Consider the following 18,943-nt stretch of genomic DNA (forward strand, 5'->3'; position numbering starts at 1 on the left):
GACTTCAACCTGAGGCAACCTCAAATGAACTGTATCGCCCGCGAATTCGGATCTGCGGGCTCACGGCAGGCGAGTGATAACCATTCCTCCGTTCTTCCTTCCAATGGCGTATGCATACCCGGCAGGGTGACGGTCGGTCAGAAGGAGGAAGCGCACGTGGCCCGACAGGTCAAGCTCATCCGCGGTTCACGCCTTGGTTCTGCTGAATGCAGGAGAAAGCATCAAGGCCGTGAGCGAGTATCTCGGTCACCCCCATCCATCGATGGTGTGCGGACCGGCGCGACACGAGGCCGCTCAACTGCCAAAGACCGTGGCATCATGTCTGGTTCGCTCGATATGAAGATCGACGCACGCTTGGAGCAGCGAATCATCCGCGAGAATGTGAGAGATGCTGCCCACAAGGAACGATTCGGCGGGAATGAGGACGCCCACGACCATCTCGTGGTTGAGCCGATCGACGTAGCCGCCGCTGACGAGATCCTCGGCCTGATGGATGAGGTTCTCGAAGAGGTCTACCAGTCACCCGCACGAGTGGCGCAGCGTCAGCAACGGTTCGAACGCGAACAGCGACGCAGAAAAGGCGACGAGGCCACGCCTACGGACAGCGCTTCACCGCCTGCGAGTGAAGCTGTCGACGACGCTCCGCCATTTTGATCTTGGGCTGATGAGCACTCACGGGCCACAGATGGCCCAGGGCCCGTCCCACACGCTCCGGTCGCGGGTCGAGAATGCCCCCATGGACCACCTGCTGCATCTCGACCGCACGCTCGACGAGCTGGATCCGCCCCGCTGGACGGCTCCTGCCCCTGACGCGACCCACCTGGTCCGCAAGGTGCACGGACTGCGGCGCGTTCCGCTGGGCCGGCTCGGTCCGGCGGATCTGCGCACGCTCGTCGCGCAGCAGGTGGCCCTGCCCCACGTGCTTCCGCTGGTGGTGCGCCTGCTCCTCGAGGAGCCGCTCCTGGACGCGTACTTCTACGAAGGAGACCTGCTGCTGGCCGCCGTCGAGGCCCCGCCCGCCGCCTGGGACCTGCTGCCGGACCTCGGCGCCCGGCTGCGCGCCGTGATCACGGCACTGCCGGAGGAAGCGGTCGCCGGCCTGCCTCGCGGCGCCGCCGAGGAGCTCGCCCGTTTCGCGGCAGGACCGCGGTCACCTCGTTGATCCGACGAAGAGGGCCCGCCGCCCTGCTGGACGACGGGCCCTCACGCGCGGATCCGCGGGGTCAGCCCGACCCCACGAAGACCACCAGCAGCAGCCACACCACCGGCGCCGTCGGCAGCAGCGAGTCGAGGCGGTCCATGATCCCGCCGTGGCCCGGAAGCAGCGTGCCCATGTCCTTGATGCCGAGGTCCCGCTTGATCATCGACTCCCCGAGGTCGCCCAGCGTGGCGCTGACGGCGACGGCGAGGCCGAGGAGGAGTCCCTGCCACCAGGTCCCGTCGTCGATGAGGAACTGCATGCACAGCGCCCCGGCGGCCATCGCGAACGACACCGCGCCGAGGAGCCCCTCGCGGGTCTTGCCGGGGCTGATGCGCGGCGCGAGCTTGTGCTTGCCGAAGCGCCAGCCGACCGCGTACGCGCCGGTGTCGCTGACCACGGTGAGCAGCAGGAAGGTGAGCACCCGCTCCGGACCGTCGTCCGCCGTCAGCATCAGCGCGACGAAGGTCGCCAGGAAGGGGACGTAGAAGGCGGCGAACACGCCGGCCGTGACGTCCCTCAGATAGCCCTCCGGCCGCTCGGTCATGCGCCAGACGAGCACCGCGAGCGCGGTGAGAGCCATCGCCACCCATGCGCCCTCCGCCCCGCGGACATAGCCGGCGACGACCATCGCCGCGCCGCCCACCGCGAGGGGGACGAGGGGCGCCTTGATCTGCTTGCGCTCCTCGAGCCGGGAGGTCAGCTCCCACAGACCGACGACGACGGCGACAGCGATCACGCCGACGAAGACGGCCTTGACGAGGAAGAGGGAGACGACGATCACCGCGCCGAGCCCGACGCCGACCCCTATCGCCGCGCGCAGGTCCCGGCCGGCGCGCTTCTTCTGCGGCGGTTCGGGCCGGGCGGAGGGCTGCGGAGTGGGATCGCCCGGCGGCGGCGGAGTGGGCATGGGCTCCTGCGGCATCTCGTCGCGGAACAGGGGGCCGCCCGGCCGAGCGGCCCCCTGGTCACGGTCCTCGCGGTGTTCGCCGCGGTGGTCCTCGGCGTCTCTACCTGCGTCGGGAAGGTCCGGCACGATGAGCATGGGGCGAGTCTGCTGCGCGTCGCGCCCATCGTATGCGGGACCCGCCGGGAGGGGCCCCTGGTCGGGCGGCGGCCATGCTCCGGCGTATCCGGCGCCGTGCGGGGCCCCCCAGGAAGAGTCGTTCATCAGACCTCGAGCAGCTCGGCTTCCTTGTGCTTGAGCAGCTCGTCCACCTGCGCGACGTACTTCGCGGTGGTGTCGTCGAGCTCCTTCTCCGCACGGCGGCCCTCGTCCTCGCCGACCTCGCCGTCCTTGATCAGCTTGTCGATCGTCTCCTTGGCCTTGCGGCGCACGGAGCGGATCGAGATCTTGGCGTCCTCCGCCTTGGTCTTGGCGACCTTGATGTACTCCTTGCGGCGGTCCTGGGTGAGCTCCGGGAACACCACCCGGATGATGTTGCCGTCGTTGCTCGGGTTGACGCCCAGGTCGGAGTCGCGGATCGCCTGCTCGATGTTGCGCAGAGCGGTCTTGTCGAACGGCGTGACGACTGCCATCCGCGGCTCGGGAACCGAGAACGAGGCCAGCTGGTTGATCGGGGTCAGGGCACCGTAGTAGTCCGCCACGATCTTGTTGAACATCGCCGGGTGCGCACGTCCGGTGCGGATCGCGGCGAAGTCATCCTTGGCGACCAGGACGGCCTTCTCCATCTTCTCCTCGGCCTCGAGGAGGGTCTCTTCGATCACCACTTGCTCCTGCGTGTCTTGAGGTTGGCCCGGCTCGTACCACTGGGCCGGCGGGACCTGCGTCGCGTATTGCCTGCACGGTGTCCGACCGGCAGGACTTTGTCCATCCCTCGAGGGAGCGCCCCCGGATCAGGCTCGGGTGCCCCGGTTGCTCACGAGCGTGCCGATCTTCTCACCCTTGACGGCCCGGGCGATATTGCCCTCGGTAAGGAGCTCGAAGACGAGGATCGGCAGGGCGTTGTCACGGCAGAGCGTGATCGCCGTGGCGTCGGCGACCTTGAGGTTGCGCGACAGCACCTCGCCGTACTCCAGCGCGTCGAACTTGACCGCGTCCGCGTTGGTCTTGGGGTCGGAGTCGTAGACCCCGTCGACACCGTTCTTGCCCATGAGGAGCGCTTCCGCGTCGATCTCGAGGGCCCGCTGGGCAGCGGTGGTGTCGGTGGAGAAGTAGGGCATGCCCATACCGGCGCCGAAGATGACCACGCGGCCCTTCTCCAGGTGGCGCACGGCGCGCAGCGGGATGTACGGCTCCGCGACCTGGCCCATCGTGATGGCGGTCTGGACACGCGAGTCGATGCCTTCCTTCTCCAGGAAGTCCTGGAGGGCGAGGCAGTTCATGACCGTGCCGAGCATGCCCATGTAGTCCGAGCGGGCCCGGTCCATGCCGCGCTGCTGGAGCTCGGCCCCGCGGAAGAAGTTGCCTCCGCCGATGACGACCGCGATCTCTGCCCCGTCCCGTACGACCGCGGCGATCTCGCGGGCGATTGCGTGTACGACGTCGGGGTCGACGCCCAGACCCCCTCCTCCGGCGAAGGCCTCACCGGACAGCTTCAGCATGAAGCGTCCGGACTTCTTGCCGTGGTTGTCGTCGCTTTGTGCGGCGCCCTGATTCATGGAGATCTCCTCGTGCACATGCGAAGAAGGCCATTGCCAGTGGGTCCTTGCGGTTTCCCGTACGGCAATGGCCTCCTCGTCAGATCTGCGATCGTCCGGCGCGAACACCGAGGACGACTGCTTCAGACCCTACCGGGGTCCGGTGTCCGTAGCGTACGGACTCAGATGCCGACCTTGATGCGCGTGAAGCGCTTCAGGGCGACACCGGCCTCGTCCAGAATCTGCTGGACGGACTTCTTGTTGTCGAGCGCGTACGGCTGGCCGAGGAGGGTGGCCTCCTTGAAGAAGCCGTTGACGCGACCCTCGACGATCTTCGGGAGGGCGGCCTCGGGCTTGCCCTCGGCGCGGGTGGTCTCCTCGGCGACGCGGCGCTCGGCCTCGACGACCTCGGCCGGGACGTCCTCGCGCGAGAGGTACTTCGGCGCGAAGGCGGCGATGTGCTGCGCAACGCCCTTGGCGAGCTCGGCGTTCGGCTTGTCCAGCTCGACCAGGACACCGATCTGCGGGGGCAGGTCGGGCATGGTGCGGTGCATGTAGGCGGCGACGTACGCGCCGGAGAACTGCGCGAAGCGGTCCAGGACGATCTTCTCGCCGAGGTTGGCGTTGGCCTCGTCGACGTACGCCTGCACGGTCTTGCCGGGCTCGATCTCGGAGGCGAGCAGCGCCTCGAGGTCGGCCGGGGAGGTCTTGGCGACGTGCGCGGCGAGCGCGCCGGCGACGGCCTGGAACTTGTCACCCTTGGCGACGAAGTCCGTCTCGCACTTCAGCTCGACGAGGACGCCGGAGGTGTTGTCCTCGGCGATGAGGGAGACGACGGCGCCGTTCTCGGCGGAGCGGCCCTCGCGCTTGGCGACGCCCTTCTGGCCCTTGATGCGCAGGGCCTCGACGGCCTTGTCGACGTTGCCTTCGGCCTCGTCCAGCGCCTTCTTGCAGTCCATCATGCCGGCGCCGGTGAGCTCGCGGAGCTTCTTGACGTCAGCGGCGGTGTAGTTCGCCATGTCCTTGAATCTCTCTCGAAAGTCGAAAGTCGAAGATCTACGGGTGATCGGCGGGGGCGATGCCCACTGGCACCGTCCCCGCCGTCAACAACCGAACCTGTGAGGTCAGGCCTGCTCGGTGTCCGCCGGCTTCTCAGCCTCGGCGGCCGGGGCCTCCGCAGCGTCGGCGGCCGGGGCCTCGGCAGCGGCCTCGGCCGGCTTGGCCTCGGCAGCGTCCTCGGAGTCAGCCTTCTTCTCGCCCTCGAGGAGGTCACGCTCCCACTCGGCGAGCGGCTCGCCGGCGGCCTTCTCGCCCGGCTTGGAGTCGCCGGTGGCGACGCCGGAGCGGGCGATGAGGCCCTCGGCGACGGCGTCGGCGATCACGCGGGTGAGCAGGGTGACGGAGCGGATCGCGTCGTCGTTGCCCGGGATCTTGTAGTCGACCTCGTCGGGGTCGCAGTTGGTGTCCAGGATCGCGACGACCGGGATGTGGAGCTTGCGCGCCTCACCGACGGCGATGTGCTCCTTCTTGGTGTCGACGATCCAGACGGCGCTGGGCACCTTCTGCATCTCGCGGATACCACCGAGGGTCTTCTCCAGCTTGGCCTTCTCACGCGAGAGGACCAGGAGCTCCTTCTTGGTGAGGCCGGAGGCGGCCACGTCCTCGAAGTCGATCTGCTCAAGCTCCTTGAGGCGCTGCAGACGCTTGTAGACGGTGGAGAAGTTGGTGAGCATGCCACCCAGCCAGCGCTGGTTGACGTACGGCATGCCGACGCGCGTCGCCTGCTCGGCGATGGCTTCCTGGGCCTGCTTCTTGGTGCCCACGAACATGATGGAGCCGCCGTGCGCGACGGTCTCCTTGACGAACTCGTAGGCGCGGTCGATGTACGACAGCGACTGGAGCAGGTCGATGATGTAGATGCCGTTGCGCTCCGTGAAGATGAATCGCTTCATCTTCGGGTTCCAACGACGGGTCTGGTGACCGAAGTGGACGCCGCTCTCCAGCAGCTCCCGCATCGTGACGACGGCCATGGCCGTATCTCCTTGGGTTCTCGGTTATGTCCTGACGCCCCGACGCGCCGTGCCGCAAGGGACCGAGGAGCGCGGCCACCGACCGATGAGAGTCTGGTGGCGGGGCGTGCGAAGTCGACCCGGTGACCCGGATCGCCAGAAGAAGTGTACGGGACCGCGGACGCACCGGGTGACGGCGCTGTCCACAACGGACCGGTTGTCCACAGATCCGGACCATGATCAACGGGGGCGGCGGCTGCCGGGGCACGGTTCCGTCCATGAACTGTGCGCTTTCCGCGTTTGCGATCTGGCGGATCTCCGCCGTGCCGGTGCTTGTCGCGACGGCCGTGACGGCTGTGACAGCTGTGACAGCTGTGACAGCTGTGACGGGCTGCCCGGCACCGTCAGCACGGGGGCCGGCCCGTGCCGGGCCGGTGGTCACGGTCAGCGCCCCGGACCTTCGTACCGGCACCGGCCCTTCGCCGCACGAGCTCGACCAGCGTCTCGTCACGGTCGGTGCGCCGGGCACCGGTGGTCCGACGTCGTCCGCGCCGGAAGCCCCGCCGCCCGCCACCCCGCCAGGACCGGCGGGCAGCGGTGACGCCCTCACCACGGACACCGGGCCCGGGCAAGCGACTCCGGACCCGGACGCGCCACCGCCCGCGCGCAGCGATGACAGCCTGACCGCGGACGTCCGGCACCGGCCCGCGACTCCCGCGCGCAGCGGCGAAGGCCTCACCACGGCTGCGCCGGATCCGGACGCGCCACGGAGCTGGCCGGTCGGTGCGCCGCGGCCGCTCGTCGTCCGGGGGTGGGAGCCCCCCTCGTCCCCCTACGGCCCGGGGCACCGTGGTGTGGACCTGGCCGCGGCCGCCGGCTCGCCCGTACGAGCGGCGGCCTCCGGCACGGTCTCCTTCGCCGGATCGGTCGCCGGCCGGGGCGTCCTCACCATCACTCTCACCGGTACGGGTGACCCGCCGTTGCGTACGAGCTACGAACCGGTCCGCCCGCTGGTCGACGAAGGCACGGCCGTGACGGCCGGGCAGGTCGTGGCGACCGTCGAGCCGGGAGCCTCCCACTGCCGGGGCTGTCTGCACTGGGGGCTGCGACGCGGCACGGCGTACCTGGACCCGCTGGCCCTGCTGCCGCCCTGGATGCTGCGCCGCGGCCCGTCGCGCCTGCTACCGGTGTTCGGAGTCCCCGGCCCCCGCGCAGCCCCCGAGGCGCTCCCGCCGACGGCCGCCGCAGGGGCGGCGGACCTGCTCCACGCGACCTTGCTGCTGGCGGGTGGCGCAGTGGCGCACCGCGCCCTGCGCGGGCGACCACGCGATGCCGGGCCCGGCACACGGTCCGGCGGGGCCGCACGCGGTACGGCGGGGCCGGGCACACGATCCGGCGGGCCCGGCACACCACGAGACGGAACCCACGCCCGACGGGCGCCCGCCGCGGCGGCCACGCTCAGCCCCGCACGCCTCGCAGCACCATGGCGACGGCCGCTTCCGCGATGGCGTCGGGCTCCTCGGCCGCGCCGAGCTCGATACGGCGGACCGCCGCGTCGACCACGCCCTGAAGCAGCATCGCGGTCAGCCGGGGCCGCTCCTGGCCGAGCTCGCCGAGGGCCTCGACGATCATGGCGATCAGAGCCCCGTGCGCGGCGCGGATCTTCTCCCTGGCCCCGGCCTCCAGCTCGCTCGCCGAAATGGCGACGACGGCCCGGTGCCGCCGGTCACCGACCAGCTCGAGCTGGCGGCGCACATACGCCTCGACCTTGCCCTCCGGGGTGTCCGCGCTGCCCATCGCGGTCTCCACCTCGGCCGCCCAGACGGGGAAGTCCACCGCGCAGAGCTCCTCGACGACCGCGGCACGCGACCGGAAGTACTCGTAGACGGAAGACCTCGCCAAGCCGGTGCGCTCGGCCAGGGCGGGGAAGGTCAGCGCCTCCGTACCGCCTTCGGACAGGAGGGAACGCGCGGCGTCCAGCAGGGCGCCTCGCTGCATCGTCCGGTGCTCGGCCACGGAGGCCGCTCGAATCCTGGGCACGCCACCACTTTACGGATCCCGCCCCGGCGATCCCAGAGTCACCGTCCCACGTCGGCCAGCTTCGCCCGCAGCTGCAGCACCGACTTGGTGTGGATCTGGCTGACCCTGCTCTCCGTGACGCCGAGGACATTCCCGATCTCGGCCAGCGTGAGCCCCTCGTAGTAGTAGAGCGTGACGACGGTCTTCTCACGGTCCGGCAGGGTGTTGATGGCCCGGGCGAGGAGTCTGCGCAGCTCCCGGTCCTCGGCCACCTCGACCGGGTTGTCGGCGGCGGTGTCCTCGAGCGTGTCCATGAGGCTGAGGCGCTCGCCGCCTTCCCCCCCGACGTGCAGCAACTCCTCCAGCGCCACCACGTTGGCGAGCGACAACTGGCTGAAAACCGAGTGCAGTTCGTCGACCGTGATGCCCATCTCCTCGGCGACCTCGGACTCCGAAGGTGTGCGCCGCAGCTGGGCCTCCAGCGTGGCGTACGCACGCTCCACGGCCCGGGCCTTCTGCCGCACGGACCGGGGGATCCAGTCCAGCGCGCGCAGTTCGTCGATCATCGCGCCGCGGATCCGGGTGATGGCGTACGTCTCGAACTTGATCGACCGCTCGATGTCGAACTTCTCGATGGCGTCGATGAGCCCGAAGACTCCGGAGGAGACGAAGTCCGCCTGCTCGACGTTGGACGGCAGGCCGACGCTCACCCGGCCCGCGACGTACTTGACCAGCGGCGAGTAGTGCAGGATCAGCTGTTCCCGCAGCCGGCCGTCACCCGTGGCCTTGTACGACCGCCACAACTCCTCGAGCGACGAGGGTGCGGCAGGCCGCACGGTGCCACGGGCAGCGGGTGGCGCTGCCGCGCGGTCAGACCCGGAGGTGTGCTGGGGCATGCGTTGCCTTGAGCCGTTCTGCTGTGAAGGGAGCGGGAGGCCGCCTGGGCCGGGAACCCGGTGAGCGTAGCGTGACTGCACGGTTGCGGTGGGCGAAGGACCGGCTTACGAACCGGTGCGGGTATGCGCCTTCGTCCACACCTTCGAACCGGGGCGGGTATGCGCCGTCGTCCACACCTTCGAGCCGGGGCCGATGCCCCATGCACCGGCCCCTCCGGTCCCGTCGACTGGACTGCAGAGGTCATCGGGTTCACCTTTTCACCCGAATGCCCGGGGTCAAGTAACGCCTCGCCGCGCGTTCGAACCATGACGTCGTCTGCGCGTCAACTTCCATCCCTCTCCGTCCCGTTCCACGAATCCGAGTGAATGAAGTTCGTACAGCTTGCCGCGGGCCTCGTCGACCGTCGTGCCGCCTTCGCGGGCGACCTGGTGCACGGCGCACGCACCCCGCGCGGGCAGCGCCTCGAGAACCCGCCTGGCGAGCGGGTCCAGCAGGTCCCTGGGCACCACGGGACCGCTGTGCGTCGGCGCCAGTTCCCCTATCCGGCCGATCAGTTCGACGACTTCCGCCGCATCGGTGACCAGCACACTCTCGCCGCGCAGCAGTTCGTGGACGCCTGCCGACAGCCCGCTGGTGACCGGTCCGGGCACTCCTATCGTGTGACGGCCGAGCCGTTGGGCACTGCGCGCGGTGACCAACGAGCCGCTGCGGTACTCGGCCTCGACCACGACAGTGCCCCTCGTCAACGCGGCGATGACGCGGTTGCGCTGGACGAACCTGCTCGGGGTGGGATGGCCGCCCGGCGGCAACTCGCCGATGACGAGCCCCTGTTCGACGATGCGTCCGATCAATTTGCCGTGACCGCGGGGGTAGGCGACATCGACACCGCAGGCGAGGACGGCCACCGTGGCACCGCCGGCGGCCAGCGCTCCGCGGTGTGCCGAGCCGTCCACGCCGAACGCCGCCCCTGACACCACGACCCAGCCGCGCTCCGCGAGTCCGGCCCCGAGACCCGTTGCCATGTGCGCCCCGTACGGTGTGCAGGCCCGTGCCCCCACCACCGCGACCGAGCGCAGCGCCCATTTCCTCAGGTCGGGCCTGCCCCGCACCCACAGCCCGACGGGTGAGGCGTCCTGGAGGTCGTCGAGCTGGCTCGGCCACTCGGCGTCGCCCGGGACGACGAACCGGCCGCCGACCGCGTGCACGGCGTCCAGGTCCCGCTCCGGGCACACTCCCACGGCCCGGTCCCGCAGCCCCTGTACCCGCTGCTCGGAAACGCCCGCGAGGGCCCCGGCGGCGCAGTCCTCCGATGTCAGCAGGGCCAGTAGTCCCTCGGCGCCGAACTGGCGGAGCCACCGTCCGCCGTGCTCGTCCCCCGGTTCGAGGATGCGCGTCAACGCGGCGCGCGCCATCCGCTCCCGGTCGTCGGCGCCACGGTCCGGTGTCCGCGGCGTCATGGCCGGCCCCCGATCACCGCGAGGGCCCCTGCCGGTACGCCCCGCGCGATCCCGGTCCGCAGTTCAAGGGCCAGGGCGACGTCGGACGCCTCCGGCCGGTCCCTGCCGGCGAGGTCCGCGACGGTCCAGGCGACTCTCAGCACCCGGTCCAGACCGCGTGCCGTGAGCAGACCACGGTCCACGTCCCGCTCCGCCGCCGCCAGCGCCCCGGGCGAGACCGTCCAGCGGGTTCGCAGTTCGTGGCCGGGGACCTCGCTGTTGACGGACCACGGAGTACCGTCCAGACGCGCCGCCGCACGTGCCCGTGCCTCGCGCACGCGGTCGGCCACCACCGCCGTGGAGTCTCCGCGGCCGCCCTGGCCGAGCAGGTCGGACCGGCTCACCGGCTCGACCTCGATGCGCAGGTCGACCCGGTCCAGCAGCGGGCCCGACAGCCGGGCCTGGTACCGCCGGATCGCCGAGGCGGGGCAGTCGCACCCGGCGCCGTGCAGTGTGTGCCGCCCGCAGGGGCACGGGTTGGCGGCCAGCATCATCAGGAATCTGGCCGGCAGACGCACCACGCCCCCGCTCCTGGCCACGACCACATGGCCCGACTCCAGGGGCTGCCGCAGGGCGTCCAGCGCCTTCCCGGAGAACTCCGGCGCCTCGTCGAGAAAGAGCAGTCCACGGTGTGCGAGAGAGACGGCACCCGGCTTCGGCAGGCCGTTCCCGCCACCGACCAGCGACTGCATGGTCGCCGAATGGTGCGGTGCGCAGTACGGCGGTGTCCGCACCAGCGGCTGGCCCGGCGGGAGCAGGCCCGCCACCGAGTGCACCGCCGTGACTTCGAGCGACTCCCGGCGGGTCAGCGGCGGCAGCACACCGGGCAGCCGCTCGGCGAGCATGGTCTTTCCCGCGCCCGGCGGGCCCGAGAGCAGCAGATGGTGTCCGCCGGCCGCCGCGACCTCGAGGCCCGTGCGTGCGGTGTGCTGACCGGCGACGTCGGCCAGGTCCGGTCCGCCCGCCGCGTCCGTGGCGATGCCCGTGCCGACACCCGCGCCCGGCACCAGCAGCCCCGCCAGCATGCGGTCGGGTCTGCCCTCCTCGACGGCCTCTTCGTCGGGCACCGGCTCGTCGGCGAGCACCGCGATCAGCTGTCGCAGACTCCGCACGCCGAGGACCGAGATCCCCGGTACGAGTGAAGCCTCACCGGCTGTCTGCTCAGGCACGACGACCTGTTCGTACCCGGCCTCGGCCGCGGCGAGCACTGCGGGGAGCACGCCTCGCACCGGTCTGACCCGGCCGTCGAGGCCCAGCTCCCCGATGAGCACGAGGTCGGCGATCTGCCGCGGGTCGATCCGCTCGGCGGCGCCGAGCACGGCGACGGCCACGGCGAGATCGAAGCCGCTCCCGCCCTTGGGCACGGACGCCGGGCTGAGCCCCACGGTGAGCTTCTTCTGCGGCCACTCGGCGCCGGAGTTCACCACGGCCGCCCGCACCCGGTCCCGGCTCTCCACCAGGCTCTTGTCCGGAAGGCCGACGAGCGTGAACGCGGCGACTCCCGGCTCCAGATCCGCCTGGACCTCGACCACCACGCCCTCGACGCCGACCAGGGCGACGGAACACGCGCGTGCGAATCCCATCAGGCCACCCCGCGGGCGTGCTCGACGACCGCGCGGCCGCGCCTGGGCAGCAGCACGCCGACGAGGTCGATGCGCACGCCGCCCGGTGGTGCGCCGCCGTGCCGCTCGAGCCAGCACTCGGCGAGCCGCCGCAGCCGTACCGCCTTGACCGGTGTGATCGCGGCCATCGGATGTTCGTACCCGCCGATCCTGCGGGTCTTGACCTCGCAGACGACGACCGTGTCGCCGTCGCGGGCGACGATGTCGATCTCCCCGGACCGACCGCAGCGCCAGTTCCTTGCCAGCAGCCGCATGCCGGACCTGGTCAGCAGCCTCGCCGCCAGGTCCTCTCCGTACCGTCCCAGTGCCCCCGTCGCGTTCATTCCGGCACCACCTCCGGCACCGACTCTGACGCGTGGGACCCCTCAATGTGGATCTTGGTCGAAAGCTGTGGACAGCCCGCGGTGTGTGGAAAACCGCGTCACCCGCGGGAGTGGAATCAGCTGCCGGGAAGCTCGAGGTCGCTCTTGTTGAGCTCCTCGATGTTCACGTCCTTGAAGGTGAGCACCCGGACCTGCTTGACGAATCTGGCGGGCCGGTACATGTCCCACACCCAGGCGTCCGCCATCGAGACCTCGAAGAAGACCTCGCCCTGGACCGAGTGCACCTGCATCTCGTAGTCGTTGGTGAGGTAGAAGCGACGCTCGGTCTCGATGACGTATTTGAACAGCCCGACGACGTCTCGGTACTCCCGGTAGAGCTTCAGCTCCATCTCGGTCTCGTACTTCTCGAGGTCCTCGGCGCTCATGGCATGTTCCCCTTCAGCCTTGCGTCCCCCTATTGTGCGCCAGCCGCACTGGGGTCCTGGACGGTTTCCGTGTCCAGAACCACCGGCGCACCCGGGGGTCCCTCGTCGAGCAGCGTCCGCAGCAGCTCGGCGAGCCTGGTCGGATACACCGTCTCACGCGCCGCCGACAGTTCGGCGGAGGTCCACCATCTGAGGCCCGCGACGCTCCGCTGCTCGAGCTCCGTCAGCCCGCCCGGGGCGGTCTCGGTCTGCGTCGTACGCGCCAGGAAATACCATTCGTCCTGGTCCCAGCGCCGGCCGTCGAACGGGAACGAGCACTGGCGCTGCCACAGCACCGGCCCCAGTTCCACGTCGGTTATCCCGGTCTCCTCGGCCAGTTCCCGCAGCGCGGCCTCTTCCCGCGTCTCTTCGCCCTCCAGGCCGCCGCCCGGGGTGAACCACCAGTCGTCCGCCGGGTCCCCCGGCTCGTACCCGTGCATGAGCAGGATCCGGTCCCCCGGATCGAGCAGCACGACCCGGGAGACCTTGCGGAGCGGGGGCACGGCGGCCGGCCCGTCATGCGACACCGGAGACCTCCCTGTCCGCGCGCCGGCTGCGGCCGAGACGCCCCGCCACCGGCCCGTAGGCGGCCCCGCCGAAGATGAGCACGGCGCCGGCGACCACCGCGCCGAGCATGAGCTTCACCGGTCCGGGCTGCGACACTCCGCCCGGCAGTGCCTCGAACCCGGCGGGTCGTTCGACCAGGCCGCCGTCGAGCGGCCACGCCACGGCGTCCACCCGTGCGGAGACGGCGGAACGCGGGACCGAGCCGTGGCCGGGGTCCTGGAGGTGGGACCGTGAGTCGAGCGACCCCATCCGCTCGTCGCCGAGGAGGAACAGTTGCCCCTCGGGCACGCTCGCGGTGAACTTCTGCGACGCGGGCCCGTCGCTCTGGAGCAGATACGGTTCCTCGACGGCCTTGCCGTTCACGGTCAGCCGGCCGTTGTCGGCGCAGCAGGCGATCTCGTCGCCGCCGACGCCCACCACACGCTTGATCATGGGCATGTCGCCCCACAGCTTGTCGCGGAAGACCACGACGTCACCTCGGCGCACGTCCGCGCCGTCGATGCGCTCCGCGAGCACCCGGTCGCCCGCCTCCACGGTCGGCGCCATCGAAGCCGTGGGTACCGTGTACGGCTGGTAGACGAGGGCGCCCCACACGAAACCGCCGAGGAAGAGCACACAGCCGACGGCCACGGCCAGCCCCGACAGCGCATTGCCGAGCCGGCCGCGGCCGTCGTCGTCACGTCCCGTTCCGCCCATCCCGGCGCTCCCCACCTCGGAGATACGACCCCCGGGACGTTCCCCGGGGATCGGCGATCTGGGCGGCACCCTACCCGGCGGTACGCCTGCCGGTCATCAGCCTCCTGCGCCACAGCACGACCGGCAGCGCGCCGGCCACCCCGAGCGCCGCGGGAGCGGCGGCGGCAGCGTCGATCCCGGGCTGGTCGAAGGTACCCGGCACGGGGAGCGTGGACCAGCGGTCCAGCGGCCATGCGACCACCACGGCGCGGCCCACGACCTTCTCGACCGGGACGAATCCGCGGTTCACGTCTTCCATGTGGTAGCGGGAGTCCTGGGAGTTCTGGCGGTTGTCGCCCATCACCCAGATCTTGTCGTCGGGCACCTTGAACGGCCCGAACGGCATGTCGTCGCAGGCGGAGCTGCCGGGGAAGATGTAGTCCCGCTCGTCCAGGGCCTTGCCGTTGACCTTGACCGGGCCGCCCTTCTTGCACTCCACCGTGTCGCCGCCGACCGCGATCGTCCGCTTGATGAGGTCCTTCTCCTCGGCGGACGGCATCAGCCCGATGAAGCTGAGGAACTTCTGCACGACGTTCGGCTCCGGCGTGGGCTCGCCCTCGAGCCAGCCGCCCGGATCGTGGAAGACCACGACCTCGCCGCGCTCGGGCTCCGACCCGAACCACGGGGTGAGCTTGTCCACGAGGACACGGTCGCCGCGCTGGAGGGTGTTCATCATCGAGTCCGACGGGATGGAGAACGCCTGCACCAGAAACGTCTTGATCAGCAGCGCCAGCAGGAGCGCGATACCGACCAGGAGCGGCAGTTCCTTCCAGAAGGACTTCTGCTTCTTCCGATCCGTACCGCTGCCCTCCGAGGAATCGCCGCCGTCGCCGGTCGCCGACGCCGAGTCGTCCGTCATGTCCGAGGGCGTCTCAGAAGACCCCTTCCGCTCCTCGGGATCGTCGTGCCCGGACCGTGCGCCGACCGCCACGTCCCCCACATCCACTCCTCACGCCGTGCGAACCGCCTGTGCCACAGCAGGTACAGGCCCACCACTCCCATAACGAGCGGGAGTTCCGCAGGGGTCGGGAGCAGGACCATCTGGTTCCGGTCCTGGGAGGACACACTATTCGACGGTGGCTGTGCCGCCGTCCCCCCGGCGCGCCCGTCGGGCACGGACGCATAGGTCTCCGGCTCCTCCAGTCGCCGCCAGTGGTCCAGCGGCCAGGCGATCACGACGGCCTGCCCGACGACCTGGTCCTGAGCCACCGTGCCGCTGCCCTGCTCGTCGAGATGGAACCGGGAGTCGGCCGAGTCCGACCGGTGGTCCCCCATCACGAAGTACCGTCCCTCGGGCACCTGGACGTCGAACGTCATCGTCGAGGGCACGTCCCCGGGGTTCAGATACGGTTCGTTCAGCGGCACGCCGTTGACGGTGACCCGGCCGTCCTTGTCGCAGCACTTCACACGGTCGCCGCCGACGGCGACGACCCTCTTGATGAGGTCCCGCTCGTCGTCCGACGGCAGCAGCCCGATGAACGTCAGGGCCTGCTTGACCTGCTTGACCACGATCGGGTCGTCCTGCTTCGGCTTCTCCTCCGGCGGCAGCCAGCCGCCGGGGTCCTTGAAGACGACGACGTCACCCCGCTGCGGCTTCGAGCCGAACCACGGGGTGAGCTTGTCGACCAGGACGCGGTCCTGGATCCTGATCGTCTGCTCCATCGAGCCGGACGGGATGACGAACGCCTGCACCAGGAACGTCTTCAGCACCAGGGCGATGAGCAGCGCCACCGTGATCAGGAGGGGTATCTCCTTGACCGCGGAGCGGCGTCGCTTGCGTTTGACCTTCCGTGCCAGCCGGCGCCGTTCCGCACGGCCGGGCAGCGGCCTCGCGCCGTTCGTCGGCCGGGTCCCGGTCGGCAGCCGGGTGTCCGCCCGGTGGCTGGGACTACGCCCGCGGTTACCCATGGGCGCCGCCGGGAGGCGCGTCGGGCACGCCGGAGAACGCGCCCGTGGGGTCGATGCCGGACCAGCGGCCGACCGGCCAGCCGATCCAGTCCGCCCTGCCGACGACCATGTCGACGGGCACCATGCCGCCACCGGGCTGCCCGAGATGGTCGCGGGAGTCACGTGAGTTGCTGCGGTGGTCCCCCATGACCCAGAGCGTGCCCTCGGGAACGACGATGTCGAAGGCCACCTCGGAGGGCCCGCCATCGGGGTGCAGATATCTCTCGTCGACCGGCACGCCGTTCACCTCGACCCTGCCCCCCTTGTCGCAGCAGACAACCCGGTCACCGCCCACGCCCACCACCCGCTTGACGAAGTCCGTCTCGGCGGGCTCGGCGAGTCCGAGTGCGGCGAGCCCTTCTCGTACTACGGAACTGACCGGGTTTTCCGTCACTCCCTCCGGTACGAACGAGCCCGTGCCGTCGAAGACGATCACGTCTCCACGCCGGGGCTCCGCACCGAAACGGTACGCCAGCTTGTTCACCAGCACCCGGTCCCCGACCTGAAGGGTCGGCTCCATGGAGCTGCTGGGGATCTGAAAGGGCTGCATCACGAAGTGGCTCAGCAGCAGCACGAAGACGGCGCAGGCCCCTCCGAGGACTCCCGCCGTGCGCAGGGACATCGGCGGGCGGCGGCCGCCGTAACGACGCGCGGAGCGCGACCCCTCTTCCTCGACCCCGTCCGCGGGGGTGGAAGAGCGGTCGCGCTCCGTGTGCTGTGCTTCGGTGTCCATCGAGGGCAGAGCCTATCCGGCCGCCCTGTGACCGGTTGAACCGAAGCGTCGTCGCGGCTGTGAGCTCAGGCTCAGTTGTCGCGCTTCTCCTTGATCTTCGCGGCCTTGCCGCGCAGCTCACGGAGGTAGTACAGCTTGGCGCGACGGACGTCACCGCGGGTGACGAGCTCGATCTTCTCGAAGATCGGGCTGTGCACCGGGAAGGTGCGCTCGACGCCGACGGAGAAGGAGACCTTGCGGACCGTGAAGGTCTCGCTCACGCCCGCGCCCTGGCGGCGGATGACGACGCCCTTGAACTGCTGGATACGGGAGCGGTTGCCCTCGATGACGCGAACGTGGACGTTCACGGTGTCACCGGGACGGAAGGCCGGGACGTCGCTGCGCAGCGAAGCCGAGTTGACGCTGTCGAGCAGGTGAGCCATTTTGGTCTGCTTCCTCGCCGATGCCACAGGTCATCAGCGGAATATGGGTATGAGATCCGGGGTGCCGGGTCGGGCGGGCGTCGTTCCCCCTGTGGCAGGGGCGCCGGCCGGACGTACAGCAGCGGCTTATTCTTCCACGGCCTCGGGCCTGCGCCAAAATCGGCCGCCGGGCTCGGGTGCCCAGCCGAGGATGGACAGGGTCTCGCGGTCCTTCTTGTCGAACGCCGCGGGGTCGCAACGCTCGATCAGATCCGGCCGGTTGAGGGCCGTGCGGCAGAGCGCCTGATCCCGCCGCCAACGCGCGATCTTCCCGTGGTGGCCGCTGACGAGCACGTCGGGAATCGCGCGTCCGCGCCAGGTGGGGGGCTTGGTGTAGACGGGGCCCTCGAGCAGGTTCGCCATCGCGCCGGGCGCGAAGGAGTCGTCCCGGTGGGATTCGGCGTTGCCGAGGACGCCGGGAAGCAGCCGGGCGACGGCCTCGGTGATCACCAGCACGGCGGCCTCTCCGCCGGCGAGCACGTAGTCGCCGATGGAGACCTCGCGGACCGGCATCCGGGTCGCGTACTCGTCGATGACCCGGCGGTCGATGCCCTCGTAGCGGGCGGGGGTGAAGATCAGCCACGGACGCTCGGAGAGCTCGACGGCGACCTCCTGCGTGAACGGCCGGCCGCTCGGGGTGGGGACCACGAGTACGGGGCCCTGGGCGCCCGCCTCGTAGCCGCTCGCCACGATGTCGTCGAGGGCGTCGCCCCACGGCTCGGTCTTCATGACCATGCCCGGGCCGCCGCCGTACGGGGTGTCGTCGACGGTGTTGTGCCGGTCGTACGTCCAGTCGCGCAGGTCATGGACGTGAACCCCGAGCTGACCGCGGGCGCGGGCCTTGCCGACCAGGGAGACGTTCAGCGGTTCGAGGTACTCGGGAAAGATCGTGACGACGTCGAGCCGCATCAGGACTCGTCCTCCGAGGCGTCACGCGCGGAGGCGACCTCGGCCTCGGTGTCGTCGATCAGTCCAGGCGGCGGGGTGATCACGGCCCGCTGCTCCTCCAGGTCGATCTCCGCGACGATCTCCTGGACGAACGGGATCATCACCTCGCTGCCGTCGGGCCGTTCGACGATGAACAGGTCCTGCGAGGGCAGATGGCTGATCTCGGTGATCCGGCCGATCTCCGTGCCGTCCTCGAGCACCACGTCCAGGTCCATCAGCTGGTGGTCGTAGTACTCGTCGGGCTCCTCGGGAAGCTCCTCCGGGTCCACCTCGGCGATCAGCAGCGTGTTGCGCAGCGCCTCCGCGGCGTTGCGGTCCTTCACGCCCTCGAAGCGCAGCAGCAGCCGGCCGCTGTGCACCCTGCCGGTCTCGATGGTCAGCGGTCCGGCGGTGGCCGGGTCCGTGGCCAGCACGGCGCCCGGGCCGAGCCGCAGTTCCGGCTCGTCCGTGCGTACCTCGACGGTGACCTCGCCCTTGACGCCGTGGGCCCGGCCGATCCGTCCGACTACCAGCTGCACGCTCACCCCTCTTTGCGGCCGGACCGCCGCCGCTAGCGCGGGGTGGTCGCTTGCCGCCGTGGTTCCTCGGTTACTCAATTATCGGTTTGCGGACTTCGACAGCGACACGACAAGGGCCGGGAAGAGCCGGAGCCCTCCCCGGCCCGAGCCGGTGTTCAACTGTTCAGCGGACCTGGTCCACGTCGACGAGGTCGACGCGGATGCCACGGCCGCCGATGGCGCCCACGACGGTGCGCAGAGCGCGCGCGGTGCGGCCGTTGCGGCCGATCACCTTACCGAGGTCGTCGGGGTGGACCCGGACCTCGAGCACGCGCCCGCGACGCAGGTTGCGGGAAGCCACCTGCACATCGTCCGGGTTGTCGACGATGCCCTTCACGAGGTGCTCGAGAGCCTCCTCGAGCATCC

At 70.3% G+C, this 18,943-nt stretch carries 21 protein-coding genes and 2 pseudogenes; 3 read left to right on the forward strand and 20 right to left on the reverse strand.

The annotated features are described in order from the left end of the window. The first annotated feature begins 318 nt into the window (after positions 1–318). Positions 319–654: a hypothetical protein gene (locus ACTMTU_RS28940; protein WP_441266402.1), complete on the forward strand. Its 336-nt coding sequence runs from the start codon at positions 319–321 to the stop codon at positions 652–654. A gap of 82 nt (positions 655–736) precedes the next feature. Then, complete coding sequence (locus ACTMTU_RS28945) at positions 737–1,162, forward strand: contact-dependent growth inhibition system immunity protein (RefSeq protein ID WP_441266403.1); 426 nt, start codon at positions 737–739, stop codon at positions 1,160–1,162. Positions 1,163–1,223: 61 nt separating this feature from the next. Here the strand turns inward: ACTMTU_RS28945 and ACTMTU_RS28950 are convergent, their stop codons facing one another. The 5 genes from ACTMTU_RS28950 to rpsB all read right to left on the reverse strand — a co-directional run bounded on the left by ACTMTU_RS28950 (position 1,224) and on the right by rpsB (position 5,829). Beyond that, a complete protein-coding gene (locus ACTMTU_RS28950; protein ID WP_441266404.1) occupies positions 1,224–2,369 on the reverse strand; it encodes a phosphatidate cytidylyltransferase in 1,146 nt (381 codons plus the stop codon). Beyond that, positions 2,369–2,926: a ribosome recycling factor gene (gene frr, locus ACTMTU_RS28955; RefSeq protein ID WP_005311329.1), complete on the reverse strand. Its 558-nt coding sequence runs from the start codon at positions 2,924–2,926 to the stop codon at positions 2,369–2,371. Before frr ends, ACTMTU_RS28950 begins: the two co-directional genes overlap by 1 nt. 129 nt (positions 2,927–3,055) lie before the next feature. Then, entirely contained in the window at positions 3,056–3,820 is a 765-nt protein-coding gene (gene pyrH / locus ACTMTU_RS28960) for a UMP kinase (RefSeq protein WP_441266405.1), read from the reverse strand. 161 nt (positions 3,821–3,981) lie between these two features. Continuing rightward, entirely contained in the window at positions 3,982–4,818 is an 837-nt protein-coding gene (gene tsf / locus ACTMTU_RS28965; RefSeq protein ID WP_307708525.1) for a translation elongation factor Ts, read from the reverse strand. 105 nt (positions 4,819–4,923) lie between these two features. Continuing rightward, a complete protein-coding gene (gene rpsB, locus ACTMTU_RS28970; RefSeq protein WP_441266406.1) occupies positions 4,924–5,829 on the reverse strand; it encodes a 30S ribosomal protein S2 in 906 nt (301 codons plus the stop codon). 257 nt (positions 5,830–6,086) lie between these two features. Between rpsB and ACTMTU_RS28975 the strand changes: the two are divergent. After that, positions 6,087–6,881: pseudogene (locus ACTMTU_RS28975) on the forward strand (peptidoglycan DD-metalloendopeptidase family protein); the annotation flags it as partial. 385 nt (positions 6,882–7,266) lie between these two features. Here the strand turns inward: ACTMTU_RS28975 and ACTMTU_RS28980 are convergent. The 15 genes and pseudogenes from ACTMTU_RS28980 to ACTMTU_RS29050 form a co-directional block, all read right to left on the reverse strand. After that, complete coding sequence (locus ACTMTU_RS28980) at positions 7,267–7,824, reverse strand: TetR/AcrR family transcriptional regulator (RefSeq protein WP_441266456.1); 558 nt, start codon at positions 7,822–7,824, stop codon at positions 7,267–7,269. Between the two features lie 62 nt (positions 7,825–7,886). Beyond that, entirely contained in the window at positions 7,887–8,723 is an 837-nt protein-coding gene (whiG, locus tag ACTMTU_RS28985; RefSeq protein ID WP_441266407.1) for an RNA polymerase sigma factor WhiG, read from the reverse strand. Between the two features lie 276 nt (positions 8,724–8,999). After that, positions 9,000–10,181, reverse strand: a complete 1,182-nt coding sequence (gene dprA / locus ACTMTU_RS28990) for a DNA-processing protein DprA (RefSeq protein ID WP_441266408.1) — start codon at positions 10,179–10,181, stop codon at positions 9,000–9,002. Further along, on the reverse strand, positions 10,178–11,803 hold the full coding sequence (locus ACTMTU_RS28995) for a YifB family Mg chelatase-like AAA ATPase (protein ID WP_441266409.1): 1,626 nt from the start codon (positions 11,801–11,803) through the stop codon (positions 10,178–10,180). Before ACTMTU_RS28995 ends, dprA begins: the two co-directional genes overlap by 4 nt. Further along, a complete protein-coding gene (locus tag ACTMTU_RS29000; protein ID WP_441266410.1) occupies positions 11,803–12,165 on the reverse strand; it encodes a YraN family protein in 363 nt (120 codons plus the stop codon). Before ACTMTU_RS29000 ends, ACTMTU_RS28995 begins: the two co-directional genes overlap by 1 nt. A 116-nt stretch (positions 12,166–12,281) precedes the next feature. Next, positions 12,282–12,590: a DUF2469 domain-containing protein gene (locus ACTMTU_RS29005; protein ID WP_005311352.1), complete on the reverse strand. Its 309-nt coding sequence runs from the start codon at positions 12,588–12,590 to the stop codon at positions 12,282–12,284. Positions 12,591–12,619: 29 nt separating this feature from the next. Beyond that, positions 12,620–13,156: an NUDIX hydrolase gene (locus ACTMTU_RS29010; protein ID WP_441266411.1), complete on the reverse strand. Its 537-nt coding sequence runs from the start codon at positions 13,154–13,156 to the stop codon at positions 12,620–12,622. After that, on the reverse strand, positions 13,146–13,892 hold the full coding sequence (lepB, locus tag ACTMTU_RS29015; protein WP_441266412.1) for a signal peptidase I: 747 nt from the start codon (positions 13,890–13,892) through the stop codon (positions 13,146–13,148). The genes ACTMTU_RS29010 and lepB (ACTMTU_RS29015) overlap by 11 nt, the downstream gene beginning before the upstream one ends. Before the next feature lie 70 nt (positions 13,893–13,962). Then, positions 13,963–14,862, reverse strand: coding sequence for a signal peptidase I (gene lepB, locus ACTMTU_RS29020; RefSeq protein WP_441266457.1), 900 nt, complete (start codon positions 14,860–14,862; stop codon positions 13,963–13,965). Further along, positions 14,804–15,839 (reverse strand): annotated as a pseudogene (gene lepB / locus ACTMTU_RS29025) (signal peptidase I). The gene lepB (ACTMTU_RS29020) and the pseudogene lepB (ACTMTU_RS29025) overlap by 59 nt, the downstream one beginning before the upstream one ends. Beyond that, positions 15,832–16,611: a signal peptidase I gene (gene lepB, locus ACTMTU_RS29030; protein WP_441266413.1), complete on the reverse strand. Its 780-nt coding sequence runs from the start codon at positions 16,609–16,611 to the stop codon at positions 15,832–15,834. Before lepB (ACTMTU_RS29030) ends, lepB (ACTMTU_RS29025) begins: the two are co-directional and overlap by 8 nt. A 71-nt stretch (positions 16,612–16,682) precedes the next feature. Further along, positions 16,683–17,033, reverse strand: coding sequence for a 50S ribosomal protein L19 (rplS, locus tag ACTMTU_RS29035; RefSeq protein WP_159686518.1), 351 nt, complete (start codon positions 17,031–17,033; stop codon positions 16,683–16,685). 126 nt (positions 17,034–17,159) lie between these two features. Beyond that, complete coding sequence (gene trmD, locus ACTMTU_RS29040; protein ID WP_441266414.1) at positions 17,160–17,981, reverse strand: tRNA (guanosine(37)-N1)-methyltransferase TrmD; 822 nt, start codon at positions 17,979–17,981, stop codon at positions 17,160–17,162. Further along, the gene (gene rimM, locus ACTMTU_RS29045) at positions 17,981–18,538 is read right to left on the reverse strand and encodes a ribosome maturation factor RimM (protein ID WP_441266415.1); all 558 of its coding nucleotides are present in this window, start codon (positions 18,536–18,538) and stop codon (positions 17,981–17,983) included. Before rimM ends, trmD begins: the two co-directional genes overlap by 1 nt. A gap of 163 nt (positions 18,539–18,701) precedes the next feature. Then, entirely contained in the window at positions 18,702–18,941 is a 240-nt protein-coding gene (locus ACTMTU_RS29050) for an RNA-binding protein (RefSeq protein ID WP_005311361.1), read from the reverse strand. Between the last annotated feature and the right edge of the window lie 2 nt (positions 18,942–18,943).

Origin of the sequence: Streptomyces sp. OZ13, assembly GCF_052068155.1 — a bacterium.
Classification (GTDB): Bacteria; Actinomycetota; Actinomycetes; order Streptomycetales; family Streptomycetaceae; genus Streptomyces.